The organism is Bacteroidetes Order II. bacterium (assembly GCA_016788705.1).
Lineage (GTDB): Bacteria > Bacteroidota > Rhodothermia > Rhodothermales > UBA2364 > UBA2364.
Genome location: JAEUSQ010000039.1, coordinates 249,892 through 275,211, shown reverse-complemented (window position 1 = coordinate 275,211; position 25,320 = coordinate 249,892). Strand labels below are relative to the sequence as shown.

General features: G+C 46.4%; 22 protein-coding genes. 12 read left to right on the top strand and 10 right to left on the bottom strand.

Annotated features, from left to right (window positions below; all coding sequences use genetic code 11):
- Positions 1-284: 284 nt before the first annotated feature.
- From JNN12_10930 to JNN12_10915, 4 genes are all read right to left on the bottom strand, one after another.
- Positions 285-1,142: an MBL fold metallo-hydrolase gene (locus JNN12_10930; protein ID MBL7978844.1), complete on the bottom strand. Its 858-nt coding sequence runs from the start codon at positions 1,140-1,142 to the stop codon at positions 285-287.
- Positions 1,142-1,801, bottom strand: coding sequence for an LON peptidase substrate-binding domain-containing protein (locus tag JNN12_10925; protein ID MBL7978843.1), 660 nt, complete (start codon positions 1,799-1,801; stop codon positions 1,142-1,144). The genes JNN12_10930 and JNN12_10925 overlap by 1 nt, the downstream gene beginning before the upstream one ends.
- A 124-nt stretch (positions 1,802-1,925) precedes the next feature.
- Complete coding sequence (plsY, locus tag JNN12_10920; GenBank protein MBL7978842.1) at positions 1,926-2,567, bottom strand: glycerol-3-phosphate 1-O-acyltransferase PlsY; 642 nt, start codon at positions 2,565-2,567, stop codon at positions 1,926-1,928.
- Between the two features lie 22 nt (positions 2,568-2,589).
- Positions 2,590-4,392, bottom strand: coding sequence for a DegV family EDD domain-containing protein (locus JNN12_10915; protein MBL7978841.1), 1,803 nt, complete (start codon positions 4,390-4,392; stop codon positions 2,590-2,592).
- Between the two features lie 66 nt (positions 4,393-4,458).
- Between JNN12_10915 and JNN12_10910 the strand changes: the two genes are divergently transcribed.
- From JNN12_10910 to JNN12_10895, 4 genes are read left to right on the top strand one after another with little or no spacing between them, the layout of a single operon-like run.
- Positions 4,459-5,796, top strand: coding sequence for a M48 family metallopeptidase (locus tag JNN12_10910; GenBank protein MBL7978840.1), 1,338 nt, complete (start codon positions 4,459-4,461; stop codon positions 5,794-5,796).
- Positions 5,797-5,801: 5 nt separating this feature from the next.
- Positions 5,802-7,193, top strand: a complete 1,392-nt coding sequence (locus tag JNN12_10905) for a TIGR01777 family oxidoreductase (GenBank protein ID MBL7978839.1) — start codon at positions 5,802-5,804, stop codon at positions 7,191-7,193.
- Complete coding sequence (locus JNN12_10900; GenBank protein MBL7978838.1) at positions 7,190-7,507, top strand: hypothetical protein; 318 nt, start codon at positions 7,190-7,192, stop codon at positions 7,505-7,507. Before JNN12_10905 ends, JNN12_10900 begins: the two co-directional genes overlap by 4 nt.
- A gap of 18 nt (positions 7,508-7,525) precedes the next feature.
- The gene (locus JNN12_10895; GenBank protein ID MBL7978837.1) at positions 7,526-10,084 is read left to right on the top strand and encodes a CotH kinase family protein; all 2,559 of its coding nucleotides are present in this window, start codon (positions 7,526-7,528) and stop codon (positions 10,082-10,084) included.
- 20 nt (positions 10,085-10,104) lie between these two features.
- Here the strand turns inward: JNN12_10895 and JNN12_10890 are convergent, their stop codons facing one another.
- The 4 genes from JNN12_10890 to JNN12_10875 form a co-directional block, all read right to left on the bottom strand.
- The gene (locus JNN12_10890; protein ID MBL7978836.1) at positions 10,105-11,346 is read right to left on the bottom strand and encodes a DUF445 family protein; all 1,242 of its coding nucleotides are present in this window, start codon (positions 11,344-11,346) and stop codon (positions 10,105-10,107) included.
- An 80-nt stretch (positions 11,347-11,426) separates the two neighbouring features.
- A complete protein-coding gene (locus JNN12_10885; GenBank protein MBL7978835.1) occupies positions 11,427-12,188 on the bottom strand; it encodes an MBL fold metallo-hydrolase in 762 nt (253 codons plus the stop codon).
- 314 nt (positions 12,189-12,502) lie between these two features.
- On the bottom strand, positions 12,503-13,534 hold the full coding sequence (locus JNN12_10880; GenBank protein MBL7978834.1) for a polyprenyl synthetase family protein: 1,032 nt from the start codon (positions 13,532-13,534) through the stop codon (positions 12,503-12,505).
- A gap of 132 nt (positions 13,535-13,666) precedes the next feature.
- Positions 13,667-14,584 carry an ABC transporter substrate-binding protein gene (locus tag JNN12_10875; GenBank protein MBL7978833.1) on the bottom strand — a complete coding sequence of 306 codons (918 nt, stop codon included), beginning with the start codon at positions 14,582-14,584 and terminating at the stop codon, positions 13,667-13,669.
- A gap of 69 nt (positions 14,585-14,653) precedes the next feature.
- On the opposite strand from JNN12_10875, the gene JNN12_10870 reads away from it, so the two are divergent.
- The 6 genes from JNN12_10870 (at position 14,654) to hisN (ending at position 21,918) form a co-directional block, all read left to right on the top strand.
- Positions 14,654-15,568, top strand: a complete 915-nt coding sequence (locus tag JNN12_10870) for a diacylglycerol kinase family lipid kinase (protein MBL7978832.1) — start codon at positions 14,654-14,656, stop codon at positions 15,566-15,568.
- 75 nt (positions 15,569-15,643) lie between these two features.
- On the top strand, positions 15,644-16,216 hold the full coding sequence (locus JNN12_10865; GenBank protein MBL7978831.1) for an SPOR domain-containing protein: 573 nt from the start codon (positions 15,644-15,646) through the stop codon (positions 16,214-16,216).
- A 3-nt stretch (positions 16,217-16,219) separates the two neighbouring features.
- Positions 16,220-16,693, top strand: coding sequence for a hypothetical protein (locus JNN12_10860; GenBank protein MBL7978830.1), 474 nt, complete (start codon positions 16,220-16,222; stop codon positions 16,691-16,693).
- Positions 16,694-16,719: 26 nt separating this feature from the next.
- A complete protein-coding gene (locus JNN12_10855) occupies positions 16,720-18,609 on the top strand; it encodes a DNA primase (protein ID MBL7978829.1) in 1,890 nt (629 codons plus the stop codon).
- A 217-nt stretch (positions 18,610-18,826) separates the two neighbouring features.
- The gene (ppk1, locus tag JNN12_10850; protein ID MBL7978828.1) at positions 18,827-21,118 is read left to right on the top strand and encodes a polyphosphate kinase 1; all 2,292 of its coding nucleotides are present in this window, start codon (positions 18,827-18,829) and stop codon (positions 21,116-21,118) included.
- A gap of 26 nt (positions 21,119-21,144) precedes the next feature.
- The gene (gene hisN / locus JNN12_10845; GenBank protein MBL7978827.1) at positions 21,145-21,918 is read left to right on the top strand and encodes a histidinol-phosphatase; all 774 of its coding nucleotides are present in this window, start codon (positions 21,145-21,147) and stop codon (positions 21,916-21,918) included.
- A gap of 109 nt (positions 21,919-22,027) precedes the next feature.
- On the opposite strand, the gene blaOXA is transcribed toward hisN, so the two are convergent.
- The gene (gene blaOXA, locus JNN12_10840; GenBank protein ID MBL7978826.1) at positions 22,028-22,831 is read right to left on the bottom strand and encodes a class D beta-lactamase; all 804 of its coding nucleotides are present in this window, start codon (positions 22,829-22,831) and stop codon (positions 22,028-22,030) included.
- A 70-nt stretch (positions 22,832-22,901) separates the two neighbouring features.
- Here blaOXA and JNN12_10835 point away from each other — a divergent pair, with 70 nt between their 5' ends.
- Positions 22,902-23,717, top strand: a complete 816-nt coding sequence (locus JNN12_10835) for a polyphosphate kinase 2 family protein (GenBank protein MBL7978825.1) — start codon at positions 22,902-22,904, stop codon at positions 23,715-23,717.
- Here JNN12_10835 and JNN12_10830 read toward each other — a convergent pair.
- The gene (locus JNN12_10830) at positions 23,695-24,534 is read right to left on the bottom strand and encodes a 1-acyl-sn-glycerol-3-phosphate acyltransferase (GenBank protein MBL7978824.1); all 840 of its coding nucleotides are present in this window, start codon (positions 24,532-24,534) and stop codon (positions 23,695-23,697) included. The two genes, JNN12_10835 and JNN12_10830, sit on opposite strands and share 23 nt — an antisense overlap.
- Positions 24,535-24,624: 90 nt before the next feature.
- Between JNN12_10830 and JNN12_10825 the strand changes: the two genes are divergently transcribed.
- Positions 24,625-25,305 (top strand): DUF4397 domain-containing protein, encoded by a 681-nt coding sequence (locus JNN12_10825; protein MBL7978823.1) that lies wholly within the window; start codon positions 24,625-24,627, stop codon positions 25,303-25,305.
- Positions 25,306-25,320: the final 15 nt, after the last annotated feature.

Sequence of the window (25,320 nt, the reverse complement as noted above, 5' to 3'; positions counted from 1 at the left end):
TTTTACCATTTTGGTTTCTGGTCTGGGTTCGTAAATAAAGATAGTATCAGAAGGGCAATAGTAACTTTGGTTGCAAACGTATGGTGTAACGAATTTGATGCCTTAAAGCGGAATGTTTGTGGTTTGGTTCCCATAAGGTGTAATTTCGTCTGTAAATAATTAAAATATAAACATTTATAAAGTTAATGTTACCCTTGCAATGATTGAATAGAGCCTGTATTCAATGGGGGTGATTGTGAAGAAATTGTGTCTAAAATGGGTAATGGGCGATTGGCTGCCTCCTCCTAAAGATCAGCGAGGGGACGAGGGAGTACACCAACAGGCCCGCGATCTGTCCAAGTAATATCTGATATTTCGGAAAGTGGGTCGTGGTCATACATGATTTTCCACTTGTGCTCGGCAGCTTGTTTCAAAAACTGATCTTTTTCGGCGATGGTCAGCAAGGGATCTAGATCGTACCCCATTACCCATATAGAAGGTATGTGTGCCAATGTAGGAGTCAAATCTGCTGTAAAAACCAAGGTTTGGGATTGATCAGAAACCTTGATCATTTGTTGGCCGGGTGTGTGACCGTGGATGACCAGCGTCTCCACCCCCTCAAACAAAGTGCCGGGGCCTGTTTGAAGTTGTAGTTGTCCAGAATCAGCAAGAGGCGCTAAGTTCTCATGTAAAAACGAATTTCGTTCACGGATATTCGGTTTTTGGGTGGCCCATTCCCAATGTGTGGTTTGAACATGATATACCGCATTCGGAAAGGCCGTCACCAAGTTGCCGTCTTTTTTTATGGTACTCCCGCCTGCATGGTCGAAATGTAAATGAGAAAGAATGACGTCGGTCACGTCTTCTGGTTTTATATCATGGTGTTTTAACGAGCGTTGGAGATTGAACATTTCGGTATCTACCGCATAAATGTCGCCAAATTTGGCATCGAACTTGTCTCCAAGGCCAGTGTCTATGAGAATGACGCGGTTGTTCCCAACCAGAAGCAGGCAACGCATGTTCATTGGAATGCGGTTGCGTGCATCTGCTTGAAGATATTTTTCCCACATGGGTTTTGGGATTATCCCAAACATAGCACCGCCATCTAAGCCAAAGCGGCCACTTTCAATGGTGTAAAGTTCGTATCCGGCAATTTTTGGCATTAGTCTTCGTCGTTTTGGTTATGGCCTAAATCTGGAAGGATGTTCTCGAAGTGACCATCGGACTGAATTAGTCGTTTGATTTCGGCCATTTCAGAAGCTTCTGGGATGTTTTTTGCAAGATAATCTGATAAGAAGTTTAGTCGTTCTTCTTCCGAGCCAAATTGGAGTAAAATTTGTTTTTGTTCCGGCTTTAGTGGGAGGGTACGACCCACCACAAATGACAGCCGTTCTTCTTCCGGATGTAAGAGCAGGTGTTGTTTTTGGTGTAGGGCCTCCATCCATTTTGTATATAAGGCCAGAAAGCGCAATTTTAATGATTCGGGAATTGCTATTACTTCATCTACCAACCACGTTATGTCTGCTGTAAAATAGGTGTATTTATGCCTGATTTTATTGATGCGGAACCGTTCCTGTCCCTGCACCAAAATATCTCTTTTCCCATCTTCATATTCTTTGAGTTCACGAACCACAACAGCGCTACAACCTGTTTGGGTAATCCCATTGTGATGGGCCAATACGATCCCAAATGGAGATTGTGTGGCCAAGCAATAGTGTATCATCTCTTTATATCGAGGCTCAAAAATATGCAAAGGAAGTTGTTCGATTGGAAACAATACCATAGGTAATGGGAAAATTGGAATTTCTTGCGGTGAATTCATGGATAGCATACAATGATATACGCATTGGAATTGTGTGGTCTTAGACAGAGTCCCTAAGTGGTCCTTAATACCAAAAAGGGCAACAATCGTGCCCCCTTCCAATTATGAAACCGAACTAGTACAGTTAGTTTTTCTTTTTAAAACTGTTTTCGGAACCCGTCATGAGCCTTTTGATATTGGCGCGATGTGCAAAGACGATCAGCCCTGAAAGGCCGATGGTAAACCAAATGGCAACCGGAGAAAAATTATACAGCCCCGTTTCATCCATAATTACAAATGCAAAAGGAATGGCCAAGGCAGACAAAATAGAACTTAGCGAGACATAACCCGTAATCCAAACAATCAGGACAAATACGGGTAAACCGATCAAGACGCCGCCGGGTAATGTACCCAGCACCATTCCCATCCCCGTTGCAACACCTTTTCCACCACGAAAACCAGCAAAAATCGTCCAGATATGGCCAATTACAGCCGCTAACCCCGCCATATACATGATAGCATGATATTTTTCTGAAATGGGGAGCACTTCCCCGCCTATCCGAATTTGGGAGATAAACAGGGCAGCAACCAAGCCTTTCATTACATCAACCACCACCACAATAAGTGCGGCATTTCGCCCCAATATTCGGTATGTATTCGTTCCGCCAGCATTCCCGCTACCATGTTCGCGGATGTCTATGCCTTTTAATAATTTACTAATAACGATACTGGTGGGAATGGAACCCACTAAATAGCTGAGGGAAAGGATAATGACTAAGGATAACATATAATTGGGGTTAGTGAATGAATTATGCGGGTGGGAGAAACGCAATGCCAATCAGTCCCGGTCCGCCATGAATCGAAAGCGCAGGAGACAATGGAACGCTGAAACACTCGGTTGGTTCATACTGACGACGCAGCAATTCAATGACTTCGCTGCATTTTTCGGGTGCGGCAGCATGGCCCACAGACATCATCAGACCTTTTTGCGTACCGACTCGTTTTTCGATGATCTTGAGCAATTGAAGATACACATCTTGTGTCCCGATTGCCTTACCGACTGCCTCAATCTTCCCTTTTTCACCAAAGTTAATCACTGGTCGGATGTTAAGGAACCTGCCCATTAACCCTTTAAAATAGCTGACACGCCCTCCTTTGATTAAAAACTCGACGGTGGGCAGAGCTACATATACTTCCAAACGTTTTATATCTGCTTTTAAAGCGTTCAGCACTTCTTTCCGTGACATTCCACGCCGAATTCTTCGGACGGTATTCAAGGCGAGCAGGCCTGTAGCAATGGAAACGGCCTCTGCATCCACAATGTCTATCCGGTCTCCGAAGCGATGGCCTGCACGGCGGGCAGATTGGATGGTTCCACTATACATTTCGGGAATATGCAACGAGATGGCAGCCTCATAGTGCGACATGACGTGTGCATAAACCCGATCAAAATCGGCCGGGGAAGGTTGAGACGTTCGAGGGTGATGGGGGTCGGTTTTGAGTTTCCGAAAAAAGGTTTCTTCGTCTATGGTAACGCGGTCTATATATTCCTTGTCGCCAAAACTAAGCCGAACCGGAACCACATGAATATTGTATTGCTCCATGAGTTCGGGCGGTAAATCGCAAGCACTATCCACCACAAGGGCCAATGCTGCGGTTTCGTGCCCAAAAGCATCTCGCGCTTGTACGTACATGTCGTCCGCTTTCTGGTGAGACACCGTTGCGATGGCTTCTAATGCCTCAAATACGCGGATTGGGGTATCGGTATGAATATGAATGCGCATTTTGCGCGAACTACCTGCAATCACCAACGAGTCCCCCATTCCGGTTAGCAGTTGGCGCATGTGTGTGGTTTCCAGATGTTCCCCATGTACCATGCATTCGGTACAATATCGAAAGGTAAGGTCGTGTGCATCGTGCTCAATATGGGCTTCTGCTGGCAGATTGTCTTGCTCGGCAATCTCCAGTTCACGGTCAATTCGGCCATTTTTCATGTACTCCAGCGCACCTTCCAACAAATAGACAAAGCCCTGAGCACCTGCATCTACTACGCCTGCTTTTTTGAGTTCTGCCAGTTGTTCCGGTGTACGCCTCAGCGATTCTCGTGCCTGCTCGACGCCATGCTCAAACAGTTCGAGGAAATCCTTTTTTGTGGGGGCATGATGCAGAATGTACATGGCCCAATCCTGAATGACGGTCAATATCGTTCCTTCCTTTGGCTCAGAGACGGCTTCTCGTGCCCACGCCGAGCCTTGGGCTACCGCATGGGCAAACTCCTCGGTGCTTGTGTGTAACTTGCCTTGCAATTCGTGAGCAAGCCCTTGAAAGAATTGTGCGAGAATGGCGCCAGAGTTGCCACGAGCGCCCAAAAGTGCCGCATCAGCAATGCCCTCACTTATTTCCGACACGGTATGACTTCGAAGCGAAGAAAGCCGATCGAACACCCCGCGCATGGTAAAAGCCATATTGGTTCCCGTATCGCCATCAGGCACCGGAAATACATTAATGTCGTTCAAGGATTGCTGTTGACCAATCAGCCAACGCGCGGCCGCAAGGGTACATCGCCGGAGTCTTCGGCCATCAATATAGCGGATTCGTATAGGGGATGTCATGGGCGTAGGGTTAGGTTGATGAAATATACGACAAACCGTGTGTTATGAAAACCCTTTCATGAAACCGTGTCGGAACGTTTGGGGTATGACCATTGGCCCAAATTTTGTTTCGATGAAGGCCAATTCTCTCTCATGGCGTTAAAAAATGGTTTTATGAATGAAATTGGTTGGTTCATCCTTGTGGCCTTATTGCTCGCACATGTCATTGATACTTTGGCGGAGTGGCTTAATATACGTGCAGCCGATGCCGTCTTGCCTCCTGCATTGGCGTCATTGTATGATGAAACGGCCTATACGAATGCACAAACCTATCTGAAATCCAATACTCGGTTTGCCATGTTCAAACGTGGACTGGATTTGCTGGCATTATTGTTTTTTTGGTTTTTCGATGGGTTCGGATGGTTAGATACTGTGGCCCGTAGTTTTGGATGGGGCGAAGTAGCTACAGGATTGTTGTTTGTGGGAGGCTTGGCTTTGCTAAACGGCGTAATGGGCTTGCCTTTTGGTTGGTATCATACGTTTGTTATAGAAGAGCGTTTTGGATTTAACAAGACGACGCCTAAAACATTTTGGATAGACCGAATGAAGGGGCTTGTATTGGGGTTGTTGATTGGGGTGCCTGTGCTTGCGTTGGTCGTATGGCTTTTGGATAAAATGGGTGAATCTGCTTGGCTTTATGTGTGGGGAGCCATTACGCTCATTTCTTTGGTCTTACAGTATGTTGCACCAACATGGATTATGCCCTTTTTTAATACCTTCAAGCCTTTGCAAGCCGACGACCCACTTCGACAAGCGGTTTTATCATATGCCCGTAATGTGTCGTTTCCGCTTACCAATATTCTGGTGATGGATGGCTCTCGGCGGTCTTCAAAAGCCAATGCTTTCTTTACCGGGTTTGGGAAAAATCGTCGTATTGCATTGTTTGATACCCTGATTGCGGATCATACAGTCCCTGAACTGACCGCGATTGTGGCCCATGAAGTGGGGCATTATAAACACCAGCACTTGCTGAAAGGGATGGTAACGGGTATCTTGCAGACGGGGGCGTATCTTTTTGTATTGTCCCTTTGTCTAAAATTGCCGGGGTTATATGCGGCTTTTGGCATAGAACAACAAAGTGTATATGCGGGATTGGTGTTTTTTGGCTTGCTTTTTTCCCCAATTGAATTCATGTTGGGCATGTTGACCAATTATTTTTCTCGAAAGCATGAATTTGAGGCAGATGCCTATGCCTTAGAAACGGCTCCAGAACCAGAAGCATTGGGGGAAGCCTTGAAAAAAATGTCGGTAAAACACCTTACGAACCTAAATCCCCATCCGCTTTTTGTATTTTTGAACTATTCGCATCCACCCCTTCCGCAAAGACTTGCGGCCATGGAGCGTATTTTATCCGCTAAAACATAATGCCCGTGGAAACAGCCATCTTCCGATACAAGTCCCGATTCGAGGTTCCTGCAAAAGTGTTGTTCGACTGGCACAAGACCGAAGGTGCACTTGGCCGCATGATTCCGCCGTGGCAACGCGCACGGGTGATCGCCCATGGCGGCATCCGGGAGGGGCAAAAGACGGTGATTAAAATGGGCATACCGGGCACACCCTTTCACCGAAAATGGGTGGCTGAACATGTGGACTATAAAGAGGGTGTTTCATTTGCCGACATCCAACGCAAAGGGCCCTTTTCTTATTGGAAACACTTCCATAAAGTGACCGAGGCGGGCGAAGAATCTTGTTTTTTAGAAGATGAAATTCAATTCAAATTACCCTTTTCCGAAATCTCACATCGGCTGTTTTTAAAAGGGGTCATGAAAACCTTGGAACGTGCATTTGCGTACCGACATCGTATTCTTGCCCATGACCTGGCGGTATTCAAACGTTATCCCATTGCCCCCAAACGCATTTTAGTTAGTGGAAGCAATGGCCTGATAGGCGAAGCCTTGGTTGGTTTTTTATCCGGTGGAGGGCACGAGGTTTTACGCTTGGTACGCTTCCCCTCGCAAAAGAATAATGAAGTCTTTATCAATCCTGAAACCCACTTTATCAATGAGTTTCAGGTGGAAGGCATTGATGCCGTCATCCATCTTGCGGGAGAAAACGTGGGCAAGCGTTGGTCTGCAAAACGAAAAGAACGCATTCTGAAAAGCCGTACATCACTGACTGCAATGCTGGCACAAACCGTGGTAAAACTAAAAAAGAAGCCGGAAGTGTTTATATCCGCATCCGCAATTGGTATATATGGCGAAGTTCACCAACGGCCTGCCACAGAGCAGACCCGGCCAGGAGCAGGCTTTCTGGCAGAAGTGGTTAAAGAATGGGAGGCTGCTGCGGAACCTGTTAAAAAAGCCGGAATCCGATTGGTATATACTCGGTTTGGCGTGGTGCTCTCTATGAAAGGAGGGGCGCTAAAAAAATTACTGCTGCCGTTTAAATGGGGGGTAGGGGGGGCGATTGGGTCAGGAGATCAGTATATAAGTTGGATTGCCTTAGATGACGCCCTTTCGGCCATTTATCATCTATTATATCAAAATACCGTGACAGGCCCCGTCAATGTGGTGGCACCGAATCCTGTGACAAATGCTGAATTCTCTAAAATACTTGGTAAAGTATTGCGTCGGCCAGCTTTTTTTACGGTTCCAGAAAAGATAATTCGCTTTTTGTTTGGAGAGATGGGCGAACAAACCATTCTGCAAAGCCAAAATGTTGAACCCAAACGATTACAATACCAAAGTTTTGCATTTAAATTTCCTAAACTGAAAGATGCCTTGGAACACCTCTTAGGGCAGAAAGCACGGAGGAACCTGTGAAGGAAGAACTGCCGGAGTTGACTCGGATGGCAACCAAACCCTTTGGTTTGGAAGTATCTGAAAATAATTGGGATGCTGAAACGCTTCGTAATACGCTGGCTATCCGCATTTCTTGGTTGCTTACACACCGACGGGAAGAATTGTTGAGCATTTTGTATCGTATAGATGTACGGGAATACGATGTCAAGCGCATTCTCACCTTTGCTGCGATAGACGAGATTCCGGTCTTACTTGCGGACCTCATTTTGGAAAAGCTAAGGGAAAAATTGGTGTACCGGAAAAAGTATCCGCCTGAAAAAGAGATGGAGTGGTGAAGTTACTTGTGGTAAAAAATGAGACTTAAAAATATGGTACATCAAAACGTTTCCCCAATTTCAATATACCGCAAAAAAACATTTGCTCGGATCGTCGGAGGACTGTGTTGGGGGCTGATTTTTTTAGGATGGATCCCCCGCAGTCACGCACAAGTGGTAATTAACGAATTGATGGCTGCGAATGTTCAAGGACTTTCAGATCCTGATTTCGGGGCTAAAGCGGATTGGGTGGAATTGCGCAATCTCCATTCATTTCCAGTAAATATTGGGGGGTATTCTTTGACCGATGACCGAGAAATGGCTAAAAAGTGGATCATTCCGTCCAATACCTTTATTCCCTCCAATGGATATATGCTCCTCTGGGCAGATGACCGAAATACCGGACTACATACCAACTTTAAGCTATCTGCGGAAGGTGAATATTTAGGGCTTTATACGACACAAGGGGTATTGGCTGATTCGGTATCGTTTCCTGTTCAATCACCGGATATTGCGTGGGGCCGTTCGCCAGATGGTTCGGGGTCATGGTCGTTCCTGAGTCCTCCAAGTCCCGCAACCAAAAATCCGGAAAAAGGCATTCTTGGAAAAGCGCCCCAACCCGTTGTTCTTCGCCAAGGCGGCATCTACGGGAATCCTCAACTTGTTCAACTACAAACATCTCTACCAAATTCACTCATTCGCTATACCACCGATGGTACGCCTCCCAATGCCCTTTCTTCCCTCTACACGTCGGCCCTGACCGTTGAAAGCACCACGGTTTTGCGTGCTGCGGTCTTCCATCCGGATTATCAGGAAAGCGACCCTGTTACCCATTTCTATCTCATTGGGGGAAAATATACCCTTCCCATTGTGTCTATTGCTACCGATCCGAAGAATTTTTTTGACAATCACATTGGCATTTATGTAGAAGGAACCAATGGAAAAACCGGAAATTGCTCTTCTAAACCCGTAAACTGGAATCAAGACTGGGAGCGTCCTGTGCATGTCTCTTTCTTTGAGCCGGATGGCCGCATTGGATTTGCACAAAACATGGGGATACAAATATATGGTGGATGCTCCCGCATTTATCCACAAAAAGGCTTGGCGTTATATGCCCGCAGTATGTATGGGCCTTCACGAATGAAGTATCCTATCTTTCCGCAACTTCCCTTCAAAGACTATAATAATCTTTTGCTTAGAAGTGGGGGACAAGATTGGTGGCGAACCATGTTTCGCGATGAATTAATGCATACCCTTATTGGTAAAAATACACAACTGGACATCATGGCTTATCGTCCAGCATTGGTCTTTCTAAACGGAGAATTCTGGGGAATACATAACCTACGTGAAAAACAAAATGAAGCCTATTTAGAAGCCCATCATGGGGTTGACCCAGATCAGTTAGATGTGATTGAAGGCAATGGGGTGGTAAAAAATGGAAGTGCGGCTCATTTTAAGGCGTTAACCGATTGGCTTGCAAAAAACGATTTGAGCCTAGCTACTTCTTTGGCGTATGTGGGTAAACAAATTGATTTAGAAAATTATCTGGATTATACCACTTCAGAGATTTTTGTGGCCAATGGAGACTGGCCAGGGCACAATCTTTCTTATTGGAGACCTGCAACCGTCACTGGGAAATGGCGCTGGTTTATTTATGACCTCGATTTCGGATTTGGCGGGAACAGCAATGGCATGGTAAATAGCAATACCTTAGCCTGGGCGACCGATCCAGCAAGTGCAGCAGAGTATAATCCGCCGTGGTCCACCTTTATCCTCCGTAAGTTGTTGGAAAACAAGAAATTTAAAGAAGACTTTATTCAACGAATGGCGGCGCATCTGAATACCACGTTTGCACCAGATCACGTTCTGCACACCATTGATAGCATCCAAACCCTGCTCTTACCGGAAATTGCACGGCACAAAGCCCGTTGGGAACGTAGCCTTTCTTTTTATAAAACTTGGGATGATGCCATCGAGGTGATGCGGGATTTTGGGCGGCGGCGGCCAGATGCCATTCGGGCATTTTATCAGGCCAAATTTGGTCTTTCGGGCAGTACAGGGCTAAACCTATCCGTTAAGTCGTCCACTGCGGAAACGGGAGGGGGAACCGTTACGATTCAAGGGGTTAAAATGCCAGAAGGTGACCATCGGCTACTTTTTTTTAAGGAGGTTCCTTTGCGTTTGAAGGCCATTCCTGACGCGGGATTCACGTTTACCGGCTGGTCTGGCATGGTACAGTCTTCCTTGGATACCCTAACGGTTACGCTTTTGGGAGAGTCTGGCCTAGTAGCCCGCTTCGAACGGACCAGCGTCCTCAACGAACTGGAGGTCTTACAACAACCCCTGTCACTTTCACTTTACCCCAATCCATCCCGCGAAACGGCACAATTACGCCTTTCCGGCCTCCAGCCTGGTTTGTTGAAGGCGAGCGTGTATGACTTGTTAGGGCGTGAAGTACACCGCATTGCCCAAACCGAGAATCACTCGGAAGTGTTGAATTTTACCTTACAACCCAATGTCTTGCCCGCAGGACTCTACCTGATTCGTGTGTTCAGCAGTGGTACAACAAGAACCATTAAGTGGAGCATTCAGCGATGAAACATCGGGAATACTTACACTTAAAATAATCGGGTGATGAGGTAAAGCAACGCGCCAACCAGGCCACCCACGATCGTGCCATTAATCCGAACGAATTGTAAATCGCGCCCGATGTTGATCTCTACCCGGTCAACCATTGTTTGGGCATCCCATTTCCGGACGGTATCGCTGATGAAAACAGCCACTTCAGAACCACGTGTGGTGACAATTTCGGTGATGATTTGCTCTACATTTCGGTTGATGGCATTTCGGACGGCTTCGTCCCGCAACATGGCCTCGCCCAGGCTGGCTGCACCTTGCTGTAGGCGAAACTTGATCTGAGAATTGCCATCTGTTAAATCCGTTTGGATGCGTGTTTTTAGGGTGGTCCAGATATCGCCCAAGTATGCACGTACTTCCTCGCGTTGCAGGATTTGCTGTTTAATGTCGGTCAATTTTAAGTGCCATTCGGGGTTTTCTTGCAAGTTATCGGCCATGTCCTGTACGCCCGCATAAACCAGTTTTCGGAAGCGGTGTTCGGGATCATCTAATATGTGCAGCAATTCGCCAGGTGTACGCCGGATCACTTGTTTGAGGAAGGTACGCTGTACCCAATTCAGGTTATCGTCCATCCATTGTTCAATTTTTTCTTTGTTCCGGTCTAAGCCTTGCGCCGTATTCAATAAAAGAAAGTCTAAAAGGTCCCTGAAGCGGTCGGAATCCATCAAGCCATCTATCATACGTCCTAACCGTGGGGCAAGATCGGTCTTAAGCAGTTCGTCCGAGATGTTTTGGCGGATAAAAGTGCGGATGTCATCGTCGTTCAAGCGGTCGAGGAGGTTGGTAATACCTGTAGTAAGGGCCTCCAGTACTGTTCTCGTTTTTTCGGGATTTGCCAACCATTCTCCAATCTTCTCGCCAAGGTTAAGGTTTGTGAGCTTGGTTTTGATGAGTTCCGGTGTCAGAAAATGTTTATAAACAAAGTTTCCGAGTGCAGCGCCAATCCGGTCTTTATTCTTAGAAATGATGGCTGTATGGGGAATGGGAATGCCCATCGGATGACGGAAGAGCGCAGTAACCGCAAACCAATCCGCGAGACCTCCCACCATCGAGGCTTCAGAAATCGCACGAATCAATCCCCACCAAAAGCCACTTTGTTGATGGGCTATTATAAAAACGATTGCCGACACGCCTAACAGTCCGGTGGCAATACGTTTCATGTAAATAAGTTGACGCCGCTTTTCTTCATCCGAAGGTTGCGGGACAAAGGGTGTGGGTTCCATTAACGTGGGGTTATAACAAACATTCAACCGCACAGACGAACTTTAGGGCGATTGGATGCAATAGCGACATTATTTTTAATTTAGCCGATAGGATAGACGCCCAATTCCTTACCTATCTCGATTGGTGAAAAGCGTAAACGGTCTTCTACCAAATGGGCTTCTGAAATGCCTTTGGGGACATGGATCAGTAGCAAGCGCTTGACATTTGCAGCAAGGGCAGTATCGGTGGCTTCAGAGATGCTGGAATGAACATTGGGCAAGGAGCCTTCGAGGAGATTGGCTTCGTGTACCAGAATATCCACCGAGGTTGCCAATTTTTGTACGGCTTCGCATGGAGAGGTGTCGCAGGAATAGGCGGTCACAAATCCACTCGGTTTATGGACAACCCGCATTCCTACGGTAGGTACTGGGTGAAAAGTAGGGCTGGTGACAATATGCCAGATGTCATCTTCATATGCCAAGAACTGTTCTTCCAAGGGCAAATCATGCCATACCACTTCTGCCATTCCTTTCCAGTGGGGCAGGCCAAATACTTCAAACGCCTTACGTGCCTGATCTAGCCCTTGCTCAGGGCCATACACATGAAGGGGGGTGTTTACGCCAGCAAGCCAGCGCTTTTCCATGAATAAAGGAAAGCCGCCACAATGATCCGGGTGTTCATGGGTGATAAACAAGGCATTCAGGTTTTCCAAAGGGCAGTTGGCGGCCTGGAGCCGTTGCATTAAATCGCCGCCACAGTCCACAGCAACCATCGAGCGTTCGTCTTGAAAGGCAAGCATGGTGGTCGTGCGCCAAGCATCGGTATATCCGGCGCCTGTTCCTAATAAGTGTAATAAAGCCATGGTATATCGTTCGTTCAGGGGATCATTATGCTTGGATGGAATATACCAAGTCACAGATGAAGGGTTATGGAAAAAATGGAAGGAACGAAAGCGGGGCACACTCATTATCTTGGCCCAATTGGCCATAGGGGATGTATGTACGGAGGCAGGTAGCGGGCCTCCGTCTTGTGGTAAATGTACTGGTGTGGTGTTTACCTAATATGTTTTGGTACGCCAGGTACAGAAGGTGCGATACTAGAAAACCTAACAGATGTGCTAGGACGTTTAAGGCAGAAACAGGAGGTGCTTAGTTGTGTGGGGTGGTGCTGGTGTCGTTATTTTTTTCGTGAAACGGTATAATGTACCAATTCGATTAAGGCTTGGCGAGCGGGGGATTCTGGAAAAGTCAAGAGCAGCGTTTGGGCTTCTTCCGCGAAGGCCATCATCACCTGATGGGTATAGGGAATTCCTTGGTATTTATCAACAAAGGCATGAACAATGGCAATATCATTAGGCGTCTTTTTTTTCTGTTTTACTAACTTTAAGATGGCTTTTCGTTCAGACGCAGAACCATTTTTGAGGGCATAAATCAAGGGCAAGGTGATTTTCTTCTCCTGAAGGTCAATGCCCAGCGGCTTGCCCACGTCATCGGTTCCAAAATCGAATAAGTCATCTCGAATCTGGAAAGCCATCCCCAACTTTTCGCCGATCGTTTTCATTTTCTGTATTTCGTCCTCGTTGTCGGTCGTACTTGCAGCACCACAGGCCAGACAAGCGGCAATCAGGGAAGCGGTCTTGTCCGAAATAATTTGGAAATACGTAGGTTCGTCTATGTCTAAGTGGCGGGTTTTTTCAAATTGTAGGAGTTCGCCCTCGCTCATGCGCCGTATGGCATCGGAAAGCAGGTGTAATTGGCGGTAATCTTTAAAGTCTAATGAAAGCAACAAGCCTTTGCTTAGGAGAAAATCCCCAAAAAGGACTGCAATTTTATTTTTCCAGAGGGCATTGATAGAAAAAAGCCCACGTCGTCGGTCGGCTTCATCCACCACATCGTCATGCACCAGCGTTGCCGTATGGAGAAGTTCCACAAGTGCTGCGGTTCGGTGTGTCGTCGGGGTTGTACCCCCGGTTGTTTGTGCTGCCAAAAGGACCAGTGTGGGCCGGATGCGTTTGCCTTTTTGTTTTAAAACATAACGGGTTACGAGGCTGAGCAAGCGATGGGAAGACCGCATGGCCTCTTTAAAGTATTGGTCAAAAACCTTCAGATCCTGCTCGATAGGGCGCTGGATGTCTTGCATGGAAATGCGTCTCCCGTTCGATAGGTCGGGGCGTTTAGTGGTGGCGGTGGTGGTTTCCAATGCAGTCATATCAATCGGTTTGTCGTGTCGGGTAAAGAATCTTCAAATCAAAATAAATGTGATAGTGGAGTCAGAATGATAACGGCATTTCGGTGGCTGGTAACACAGTTTGAAGGTGTCATACGGTAAATACGGCAAAAGTTATTGCAAGGGAGTGAAAAGATCGGTAAAGAAAATCTGGGCAAGTTCTTTGGCTCCTTCTATGTAGCGCGGACTGGGATGAAGGGTTAATTCGGATGCGATGAGGTAAATTTTCTTGCGTTTAAAGGCGCGGGTTTGGGCGAGGTAGGGGTGTTTTTGGATGAGTTCTTGTAAGGATTTTGCAACATCAGGGGTGAGGATAATAAAATCTGCGGGGGCGTGGGAAATAAAGTCGGGCTTCAAGAGCTGTTTGCCACCAACAAGTTTAGAAGTAAGGCTGTAACCACCCGCGTCTTCAATCATTTTATTCAGATGGGCATCGGTGCCAAATCCTTCTAAGGCTTTCTCACCTGTAAGAAATAATACGCTAGGACGGCCAATATTGATGAGACTCCGGATGGAACGCCATTGGGCCGTTAAGGTATCCGTTGCATTTTTGGCACGGTAGTCGGTCCCAAAATAAGTACCTAATTCCTGAATGGCTCTGGTGACATCGTGCCAGTTTTTGAACGAAAAAAGACGGACATTAAACCCTAATTTCCGCAACTTTTCGGCAACCAATTCCGAGGTTTCATTGCGGGTGCCGATTACCCAATCAGGCTCTAATTGTCGAAAGCGTTCTATATCTGGTGGAAAAATAAGGATTTTAGCTACCGAGTCGGGGAACATACCATGTTTTTCCAAGTCGGAGATGCCCACAATATAGCCACCCGCTCCGGCGCTATACATCAAATCCGTCATGCCTTGGTCTAAAGTAATGACCCTTCGGTAAACTTCGGAAGTTGCTTCTTCTATGGGCGATTGATCAAGACGAACCCAATCCGCTAACGATTCGGTACTTGCCGAGAAAAATTCGCAAGCCGAGAACATGAGTGAAAAACAAGGTAAATAAAGGAGATAAAAAGCCTTGGGAAGCATGAAGGGATGCGCTATCTTCCAAAAAGAAATACAATTTAGGTTTTTCGCGCATTCATTTCAAGTTTGCCCATGCATTATGTCTTTATTCTGAATCCCAAAGCCGGAAATGGGTATGCCGCCAAGCAACGGCGAAGAATCGAATCGGTACTTGAAAAACATGCGGTGTCTTATACATTCATAGAAACCTTGGGTCCAGGACATGCCGAAGAACTTGCATACCGTTGTAGCGAAAGTGCCGATGTGGTCGTTGCCATTGGCGGAGATGGGACGGTACATGAAGTGGGGTGTGGGTTGATCCGTGGCGGGTGTAAGGCTGCATTGGGGGTATTGCCCCTTGGAACTGGGAACGATTACGCTAAAATGTTGAAATTACCCAAAAAACTGGAACCTGCGATCTTGGCATTAACCCAAACACCTGTATGGGTGATGGCAGATTTCGGGAGGCTGACCATTCAGGAAAATGCCGGCAAAAAAGTGGTAGATTTTATCAATCAGGCGGGTATCGGTTTTGAAGCCCAAGCCGCACATTTGGCATCTAGACTCAAAATGATTCCGGGGAAAACCCTTCCCTATCTGGTAGCGGTCTTAAGAACCCTTGGGAAATGGCGTTTCCCTTCCGTCAAAATCTGGTTGGATGAACACCTTTATTATGAAGGCCGCTTTATTCTGGCAGACTTTGCGAATGGTTTTTGTACGGGAGGTGGTTTTAAATTAACACCACATGCCCTACTGGATGATGGCTTGCTCGAAGTTTGTGTATTTGAACAGGCCTCCATTCCACGTATCCTCCGTGTCCTGCCAAAAACCTTGACAGGGGAACACATCCACCTCCCCGAAGTTCACATGGCACGTACCCAAAACGCACGGGTTACTTCCCAGATTCCGCTACCTATTCATGCAGATGGTGAAATGTTGTCTTTAGAAGCGTTGGTTGTTGAGGTCGAAATCTTTAAAAATCGCTTGAAGGTGATTTCGGCAAAATGATACGATCTTCTTGTTATAGACCTGCATTCTCCACTATTTTCCCTTTCTCCAAAAATGAAAACGTTGATAACTTTCATGAAAAACCCACAACGATACATCCTGCTGCTCGCACTTGTCTGGAGCATCTCGGCTTGTACAGGCCCCAAAGACCCAACACAGAATGACAACAAGGGTTATTCTGGAAAAATGTCGGACTATGAAAATTTTGACTCAATAGCGTATCCAGAACGAACGGCAAGCACGAGTTCGCCCGTGACCTTGGTTCATGATGTACCGGAGACCTTGTTGCGTAAGGATACCCAGCCCCCGATTATCAATCCAACGCCCCCCAACCCGCAACCTCCAATCGGTAACAATTCCACGGGTACTACCCGTGCTGGCTTTCGGGTTCAGATATATGCAAGTGGAACCCGTGATGGTGCAGATTCCAAGCGCCGCGAAGTCGTTCAGTGGTGGACAGCAAACAAGGCGGGTGCACCTGCTGTGATGGGACGAGGCGACTTACCCATTTATGTGCCGCAGCAACAAGGATTATATAAAGTGCGGATTGGAAATTACCTGACACGCCAAGAGGCCGACCAAGCGGCGGCCTATCTGCGACGCAAGTTTCCAGATACGTTTATTGTTCCGGATACCATTGTTCAGTAAGCGATGATCCGCTTTCGTTCGCTCCTAACCCTGGTTGAGGGTGGGCTTTTGTTGGTCTTCTTTTTGGTCGGTTGTGCCAATGACCGATTGGAAAATCTGACGCTTTGGGGGAAGGCATTCCGTATCAGGGTTCCAAATGATGCGGTTGTTGTGAAAGATCCACTTGGTGACGAGGTAATCATTAGGTCTGGAACTGCGTTTCAGTTGCGCCTCGGCCCTACGCCGATAGACCTTCCCTTCCTGAAATCGGCCATTGTAGCCAATCGGATGAATCGCCTTACCCGTATTTTGGCCGAATCGCCAGAAGTGTTGATCTACGAAAGCCAGTTTCAGAGCCGTAAAGAAATCCATTTTTTGGGAAATGTAAAGACCTCAAAAGGATTGGTTTCCTGTAAAGAAGACGAAACACCAGCGGCCCATACCGAAGCAGACATTCAGCGGATGTGGGCCGCTTGTAAAACCTTAGAATCCCTATAATTAAGGCCCTATTCGGGACGGTACCCATGCGAATCTCGGATGACAAAATTGAAGAAGTTCGGGCCGCAACCGACATCGTAGAGGTTATTTCAGAATTCGTAGCCCTAAAAAAACGTGGGTCTCATTTTATCGGGCTGTGTCCTTTTCACCAAGAGAAAACCCCTTCGTTTAATGTAAATCCTTCGATGGGGATTTATAAGTGTTTTGGTTGTGGGAAAGGAGGAGACGTGTTTAATTTTCTGATGGATCATGAACACCTTGGATTTTACGAGAGCATTAAACATCTTGCAGCCCGTGCACATATCCATCTGCCAGAAGAAGTCTCCGATGATTCCTTGCCGGAAAATCGTTTAGAGCCCGTGTATTTCGCCCTCCGCTTTGCTGCCAAGTTTTATTGGGAGCAACTCATCAAAACCGAGGAGGGGAAAAAGGCAGGATTGGCCTATTTTCGGAAAAGGGGATTTACCAATGATACCATTAAGAAATTTGGTTTAGGCTATGCCCCGCAAGGTTGGGATGGACTCATAAAAGCTGCCGAAACGGCCCAAATTCGATTAGAACATCTTGAAGAAGCGGGGTTTATTTTGCCTTCTCAGCGGGGTGGGTATTATGATCGCTTTCGCGGCAGGGCGATGTTTCCAATTATCTCCCATTTGGGTAAAGTAATAGGGTTTGGAGGGCGTATCCTGACCGAAGCCAAAGACCAACCCAAGTACATCAACTCCCCCGAAACGGCCGTTTACCAAAAAAGTCAGGTATTATATGGCTTACAACAAGCCAAAAATGCCATCCGGTCGCAACAAGAAGCGATTTTGGTAGAAGGCTACACCGATGTGATTTCGCTTTATCAAGCCGGAATTATACATGTAGTGGCCAGTAGTGGAACGGCGCTTACGACGCAGCAGGTTAAATTGCTTGGACGTTATGCCAAACAGGTGCTCATGATTTATGATGCCGACTCGGCTGGGGCCAATGCGATGCTGCGGGGGGTAAACCTGTTATTCGCTGGCGGGCTTTCTCCGCAAGTAGTGGAATTGGAAAAAGGATCTGATCCCGATTCTTTTGTCCGTCATTTTGGTGGTGAGGCCTTTTTGAACTACATCCAAAAGCATCGTCAGGATTTTATTGCTTTTAAGCATTCATTGGCTGTAAGAAGTGGACTTTGGACGTCTCCAGAAGGAAAAACCCAGGTTGTACACGAGGTGGTAGAAACCATTTCGTGCATTCCGGATCCGATTAAGCAGGATTTATACCTTCAAGAGGCGTCAAAAGTACTTTCGGTTCCGGAAAACAGCCTGAGGCGGGTCTTAGGTTCGATTGGTGCAGGTACGGGTGGTCTTTCCGGGCGGACAGGGGAGGCGGTCGTGACCAAAAGGTTTCGTGTAAAAGAAGAAACACTTACCGGTTTGGGTTCCAATAAGCCGCAAGCCGCAGAAATTATTTTGGCGCGATTAATGCTGACAGAAGGGCTGGAAATGATTTATTTTGTCTTTGCACACATGACCCTGCAAGAATTTAGTCCGGGGGTGTCGGTTTCATTGATGAACCTGTTGCTGTCGCAACTAGAGGCCGGAGAAGTAGAGGTGAGCCGAATGGTTCGGGGCGACTTTGGGGCGGAAATCCGTGAATGGGTCACCGAAGTCTTGATGAATACCGCGTCGGTATCCAAAAAATGGGGCATTCCAGACGATTTTGGAACTGCCTCTGGTTTTAAGGAGCCGTATAAAGTGGCCGGAGATGCCATGACCCGTTTAAAGAGCTATCGGATTGAGCAGGTTATTGAACAATTAAATCAGGAACTGCGTCTGACTCAAGAGCAAGGCCATGAAGACGAAGGCTTGCTAACCCAAGTCAGAGATTTACATGTGCTTAAAAAACACATTGAACAACGTATGTTTTTACAAATGAGTCCTTAAAACTATATGTTAGCCATTTTTTAGAATAAAGCCCGAAATTTATTTTTCGTCCTCAAATACGTTGTAAAAATGAGCATTTACTTCGTGTGCCGCTTCACTCGGCTCGACTGCGCTCAATGACCGCCCAGAAAGTTGACTATTTTGAGTTCTCCTTAAATTTTGGCCAACATATAGTAAAAGGGAAACTATTTGCTTCGCGTTTAATCTATGAACCCCTATGGCGCAATCCAAAAACCTTAACGCCCCTGTGGAAGAAAATAAGGCCGCAAGTGATCGTATAAGCCCCGGTATAGACTCGGTTCGCCCAGTGGTACATCTGCCTGTTTCTTTACCAAAGCCCGTGCATGCACGCAAAGCGGTTAGTGATGTGGTTCGTGTACCCGTTGCAGTTCGTTCAAGGAAGGTTCCTGTAAATGCCAAGATCGGGCATGAAACCTTGTACTTTAACCGTGAATTGAGCTGGCTAGATTTTAACTGGCGGGTGCTGGCGCAGGCAAAAGATGAACGTTGGCCGTTATTGGAGAGAATTAGATTTCTTGCCATAGCGCATAGCAATATAGACGAATTCTTCCGAAAACGAGTGGGGGGGCTGGATTCTCAGGTGGCAGCAAATGTTGGGATTCGGACACCGGATGGCCGTACAGCAGGGGAGCAGTTGGCCTTGATTCGTCCTGTGATTCAAGAAATGATGCGGTATTTGCATGACACATGGGAGAAAACCTTAAAACCTGCTCTAAGAAAAAAAGCAAGGGTGGATATATGTAGTTATACCGACCTAACGCCAGCCGAGAAAAAAGAAGCCCATGCGTTTTTTGAGGCCAATTTGTTTCCGATCCTAACCCCATTAGGCGTAGATCCAGGCCACCCTTTTCCCTTTTTATCTAACCTCAGCCTTTCGTTGGCGGTGGTTCTCCGTCATCCAATCCGAGGAACCGAACATTTTGCACGTTTAAAAGTGCCTACACAGCGCCATCCTTGGGTTAAAGTGGGTAAACGCGAACGCTATGTACCAGTAGAACAGGTTATTGCCCATAATTTGGATGAAACCTTTCGGGGAATGGAAGTGGTTTCTGTATCCGCATTCCGGGTAACCCGCAGTGCCGATTTGTCCTTGAACGAAGATGAGGCCGATGACTTATTGGAAATGGTTTCGGAGGAGGTACGCAAAAGACGATTCGCCAAAATTGTCCGCTTAGAAGTAGATCAAACCATGCCATCGCATGTATTGGGGATGTTGAAGGAGGAATTAGACCTGACCGACGAGGAAGTATATCAGGTACGGGGGATGATGGAGCTTAATCGTTGTTTTATGATTGCCGGGCTCAATTTATCCGGTCACCAGTTTACTGCATGGAATTCCATAACGCCGATTCGTCTTTTGGACTTGGATCCTGAAGAAGGTCGGGATATTTTCAGCATCATACGGGAAAGGGATCTTATGCTGCATCATCCGTATGAGTCCTTTGCTATGAGTACCCAAAAGTTTATAGAAATAGCCGCTGCAGATCCGCAGGTGGTGGCCATCAAACAAACATTATACCGTACTTCGGAACAGTCGCCTATTGTAAAAGCATTAATGTTGGCCGCCGAACAAGGAAAGGAGGTGGCCGTTCTGATCGAGGTGAAGGCGAGTTTGGATGAAGAGCGGAATATTGCATGGGCCAACATGATGTCGCGCCATGGGATTCATGTGACATATGGCTTGGTGGGACTTAAAACCCATGCAAAAGTGATTCTGGTTTTGAGGCAGGAAGAAAAAGGCCTCCGTACCTATTGTCATTTGGGAACGGGCAACTATAATCCTTCTACTGCAAAAATCTATACCGATGTGGGGGTATTGACCGCCGATCGGGAGATTGGAAAAGATGCCATTAACCTTTTCCACTATTTAACGGGGTTTGCTCCCGAACAGCACTATAAAAAACTTATTGTTGCCCCTAAAGATCTACGAAACCGTTTCCTCGAATGGATCGAAGCAGAAATGCTCAGCCACAAAAAGCATGGAAACGGTCTTATCATGGCGAAAATGAATGCCTTGGATGATATTGTGGTGATCAATAAGCTATACGAAGCATCAAAAGCCGGGGTTAAAATTGAACTGATTGTGCGTGGGCATTGCCGCTTGCGACCCGGACTAAAGGGCTTTAGCGAAAATATCAGGGTAATAAGTATCATCGGACGATTTTTAGAACACAGCCGGATATACTATTTTCATAACAATGGCGTACCCAATCTGACAATTAGCAGTGCAGACTGGCAGCGGCGCAATCTGGAAGACCGTGTAGAAGTGGCCACGCCTGTCGAGGACGAGGAAATACGGGATCGTCTAATCCGAATTCTCAAGATTGCCCTCGCCGATAATCGCCTATCATGGGAAATGAACGAAAACGGTCAATACCTTCAACGGCGGCCTAAAAACGGAGAAAATACCTGTTCTTTCCACGATGAGTTGATGCGTCGGGCCGAGATCCGAAAAAAAGGCCATACCGGAATGCCTTGGGACTTATAAATGCTTTTCACCAATCCAACAAGACCATGTTACCCGCATCATATTATCAGTTTGCCGCGAAATTGGCGCATAGCAGCGGCGATATTATCCGCTCATATTATGGAAAAGGGGTCTCTGTGGATCGTAAACGGGATGATTCGCCCGTGACGGTTGCAGATCGAGAGGCTGAATCCCGAATGCGAGACCTGATTCGCATCGCGTTTCCGTCGCATGGCATCATCGGCGAAGAATTTGGCAATGAAAATCCACATGCCGAATTTGTCTGGTTATTAGATCCTATTGATGGGACCCATTCGTTTGTTGCGGGTATTCCCCTTTTTGGAACCCTAATTGCACTATTGCAACAAGGTCAACCGGTTTTAGGGGTGATCCATCAACCAATCTTACAAGAAATGGTCATTGGTGATGGTCAAGTAACCAAATTAAATGGAAAACCCGTCCATATGCGTGCAAACGATGACTTGTCTAAAGCCTTGATGCTCTGTACTTATGCGACAGCCCGTGTGGAAAAACACCAGAATGGGGCTGGATTCGACAAATTAATGCGCTCCGTGGCACAATTCCGGACGTGGGGAGATGCCTATGGCTATCTGATGCTTGCAACCGGCAGGGCAGATGTGATGGTGGATCCAATCATGAATCCGTGGGATGTGGGGCCTTTGCGCCCCATTATTGAAGGTGCAGGTGGGAAAATAACCAACTGGCAGGGGGAATCGGTGATTGGTGCGAATTCTGTGGTGGCTTCAAGTCCGTTATTGCATAAAAAAATTATTCAAATTCTGAACGAAACCGAAGAATAATTTGGGTGCTCGGAAGTGGGTGCTTGCCGCTCATCAACCTAAATACCCCTTTGCAATGGGAAAGGGCTGTAGGGATTAAGGGTAAATGTGGAGCAAGATGAGGGATGGCTTAAGGCAGGATTCCTTTTTCACGTAGGATGGATTCTGCTATTTCGATTCGAGAAGCACCAAATTGTGGGCTTTCTGGTGTACCGTCCACACGGTTGGCAAAAAAGTAAGTATTTTCGCCTTTGGTGATGTAACCCACAAACCAACCCAATGACTTCCCGTTCCGGTCTGACCATCCGGTTTTTGCTCGATAAGTGAAAGCGGGGGTTTCTTTCCGAATCATGATATTTTTCAAAACAGCAGCACTTTTTGCCGAAACAGGTAAACGATTTTGGTGGAGGCGTTTCATAAAATCAATTTGTTGGTATTGCGAAACGCGAATATTGCCATCTAACCAGAAGCGGTCTAATTTCCCATCCATCGAATGGTTGCCATAATTTAGTTTTTGAAGCCATTGATTCATTTTGGCATATCCCACTTCTTGTGCAATTTTCTGGTAATACCAAACGGTAGAGTTTTGGAAGGCCATCCGCAAAGTGGTGTCTTGATTCCAGTTTTCAATGCTTCGCTTCACGCCATCCCATTTAAAAACGGTATTTTCGTCTTGAACGACGCCATTTTCAAGTGCGATCAAGGTATTGGGAATCTTAAAGGTTGAAGCCGGAAGGTAGCCTGTTTCACATTGGGCTTTATTATACACAGAGACGTGGTCCTGCCTAAGGTCGTATAGCAGGAAAGAGCCAGACACTCCATATTTTTGATAATGTGTCGAAAAATCTTCTATCGTTTCTGAGGAAGTTATCGGGGGTTTACCACTCCACATTGTGCATACAAAAGCGAAGAGAAAAAAGGAACTTTGCATCATGAATTTATTTTTTGTAGCTTGAAAAGAAGATAGACAAAATACAATAATTTCCAATAAAACTACAATAGCAATGGCTTTTTACGATCCTTTCCGGGTGGAACCGGGCAAAAAACTGTCCTTAAAAAAAAGAAATTCCGCCGAGGCGCTTGGCTTTGAAAAAGAAAAAGCGTTGGAACGGCTAAAGCAAAATATAACTGCCATAGATGAACTCCAAACCCGCCTCTATGCCGAAGACAAACAGTCTGTATTGTTGGTCATGCAAGCAATGGACGCAGCAGGGAAAGACAGTACCATCAAAGCCATTACGGCTGGCTTAAATCCACAAGGGGTACTGGTACATAGTTTTAAGGCCCCCAGCGACGAAGAAAAAGCACACGACTTTTTGTGGCGTGTTCACCAAAAGACACCACCAAAGGGTCATATTGTGATTTTTAACCGTTCACATTATGAGGATGTACTTATTGTCCGCGTTCATGGCTGGGCGTCGGAAAAATTACTCAAAAAGCGGTACGAGTATATCAATCATTTTGAACAAATGCTACATGCACATGGTACAAAAGTCGTAAAAATCATGTTGCATATATCCCCCGAATACCAGTTGGCGCAATTTCGGGAGCGTTTGGAAGACCCTAAAAAACATTGGAAATTTAATCCCGCAGACATAGAAGAGCGTAAACTTTGGGATCAATATATGAGCGCCTACGAAGCCGCACTGCTCAAGTGCTCTACTGAGCAAGCCCCTTGGTATGTGGTCCCTGCCGAAAATAAGTGGTTCCGTACATTTGTGGTCAGTCAAATCTTGCGTGATGTATTGGAGAAAATGAAACCCCGTTATCCAAAACCCATTTTTGATCCGACACAATTTACGGCAGATCAGTTAGTTTAACAGGAGGTGTGCCTGCGTGGTTGATGGCCCACTCTGGAGCTTCTAAGGCATGATGGTGTGCTTCAAAACGTGTTAAGATTTGCTGATGGGCCGCTACCGAAGCGGTTTTACGGGTATGGTTATTTGCAGGAAAAGAGTCTGCAAAAGTGACTTCGAAGACTGTTTTCTGGATAGACAGCAAACGCCAAATATGCCTGAAAATGGGCATTGGTGCATGCCAACAAATTTTCCACCGGATTTGGCCAAATGGTTTCACGCCATCAATTTCGTGTAAACCCATATAAATCGGAATAATCGGCAAAGTTGTTTGTGCAACGGCTTCGAAGGCACCCGTTTTAAAGGGATACACGGTATCTCCGAAGGTGGCCCGGCCTTCAGGAAATACCAAGACACGGTACCCTTCATTCAGCCTCCCTTGAACCTCGCGCACAAAGTTTTCGGTGGCGGATTTACGTTCACGGTTAACAAAAATGGTTTGGAACGTAGAGGCAATCCAACCAAAAAGAAATTCCTTTTCCAACGTGTGTCGGGCCACAAAGCAGACAGGCCAAACCGATGCCAAAACCAACATGTCTATGTAACCCAAGTGATTACTTACTACCAGCCCACGATCCACCTCTGGCGGTTGGTTTTGTAGCCGCACTTCGATATTCAGAATATTACATAAACGACGTGCTGTGTGAGAGATTTCTTCATATGCGATTCTTCGGCGATCACTTGTTGGATGCCATTTTAAGCGCAACGAAAGCCATGCAGTTCGGACAATCAACGATATAACAAGGCGTAAAATCCGTTGAATAGGCAAAAAATACAACATAGGTTAATTATATGGGCTTGGGATCGGGAACGCTGTATATTTACTTTACGGCAAAAATTGCTGTTCATTCATAACACACCTTAATTTACCATGCGTACACTATTCTTATTGCTTGCATTTGTTTCTTTGACCCTAATTATGGGCTGTGATGGCAATGACCCAGGGCAAACAGAATATGCAAATCTTCGTGTTTATAATGGCCTCTCGGATGTACCGCTCATGGCCGTCAAAGCAGCGACGACAGATATTGCCTCTAATCTGAACTATCAGGCCAGAACACCTTTTTTTCAAATAAAGGCCGGAAGCCGCCAGACAGTTGGGATGTACCGTCAAGGTGGTACTACGCCCCTTCTGGAAAAACAACAAACCTTTGTGAAAGACGAAACATTGTTTTGGCTGCTGTTAGGGAACACCGCGCAGACAGAGTTTCTTTCCATTACCGAAACCCCGCAAACGCCTGCCAGTGGAAAAGCGTTGGTTCGGTTTGTATTGGGTGCAAAATCCACTACCTTACAATATAGCTTGTTTTTAGCCCCCGTTGGCGTTGATTTCGAGAGTGTCCAGCAGTGGTCTGGTAGTGTTGGGTATAAATCGGTGGTGGCTTATCGTGCTTTCGACCCCGGAAATTACCAAATTGTCATTATGAACCCAAACCGTAATTTTACGAGCAAAACCGTTACACTTGCTGCTGGAGAAGTACGAACCCTCATTCTGGCGGATCCTATCAACTCCGGTGATGAATTTGATCTGGTCAATCTGAAAGATAATTAATCGAATTTGAGAGAT

Coding starts and splice junctions, on each gene's coding strand:
- JNN12_10930 (MBL7978844.1), bottom strand. CDS start 1,142: ATGCCAAAAATTGCCGGATACGAACTTTACACCATTGAAAGTGGCCGC.
- JNN12_10925 (MBL7978843.1), bottom strand. CDS start 1,801: ATGAATTCACCGCAAGAAATTCCAATTTTCCCATTACCTATGGTATTG.
- plsY (MBL7978842.1), bottom strand. CDS start 2,567: ATGTTATCCTTAGTCATTATCCTTTCCCTCAGCTATTTAGTGGGTTCC.
- JNN12_10915 (MBL7978841.1), bottom strand. CDS start 4,392: ATGACATCCCCTATACGAATCCGCTATATTGATGGCCGAAGACTCCGG.
- JNN12_10895 (MBL7978837.1), top strand. CDS start 7,526: ATGAGACTTAAAAATATGGTACATCAAAACGTTTCCCCAATTTCAATA.
- JNN12_10890 (MBL7978836.1), bottom strand. CDS start 11,346: ATGGAACCCACACCCTTTGTCCCGCAACCTTCGGATGAAGAAAAGCGG.
- JNN12_10885 (MBL7978835.1), bottom strand. CDS start 12,188: ATGGCTTTATTACACTTATTAGGAACAGGCGCCGGATATACCGATGCT.
- JNN12_10880 (MBL7978834.1), bottom strand. CDS start 13,534: ATGACTGCATTGGAAACCACCACCGCCACCACTAAACGCCCCGACCTA.
- JNN12_10875 (MBL7978833.1), bottom strand. CDS start 14,584: ATGCTTCCCAAGGCTTTTTATCTCCTTTATTTACCTTGTTTTTCACTC.
- JNN12_10870 (MBL7978832.1), top strand. CDS start 14,654: ATGCATTATGTCTTTATTCTGAATCCCAAAGCCGGAAATGGGTATGCC.
- JNN12_10865 (MBL7978831.1), top strand. CDS start 15,644: ATGAAAAACCCACAACGATACATCCTGCTGCTCGCACTTGTCTGGAGC.
- JNN12_10860 (MBL7978830.1), top strand. CDS start 16,220: ATGATCCGCTTTCGTTCGCTCCTAACCCTGGTTGAGGGTGGGCTTTTG.
- JNN12_10855 (MBL7978829.1), top strand. CDS start 16,720: ATGCGAATCTCGGATGACAAAATTGAAGAAGTTCGGGCCGCAACCGAC.
- ppk1 (MBL7978828.1), top strand. CDS start 18,827: ATGGCGCAATCCAAAAACCTTAACGCCCCTGTGGAAGAAAATAAGGCC.
- hisN (MBL7978827.1), top strand. CDS start 21,145: ATGTTACCCGCATCATATTATCAGTTTGCCGCGAAATTGGCGCATAGC.
- blaOXA (MBL7978826.1), bottom strand. CDS start 22,831: ATGATGCAAAGTTCCTTTTTTCTCTTCGCTTTTGTATGCACAATGTGG.
- JNN12_10835 (MBL7978825.1), top strand. CDS start 22,902: ATGGCTTTTTACGATCCTTTCCGGGTGGAACCGGGCAAAAAACTGTCC.
- JNN12_10830 (MBL7978824.1), bottom strand. CDS start 24,534: ATGTTGTATTTTTTGCCTATTCAACGGATTTTACGCCTTGTTATATCG.
- JNN12_10825 (MBL7978823.1), top strand. CDS start 24,625: ATGCGTACACTATTCTTATTGCTTGCATTTGTTTCTTTGACCCTAATT.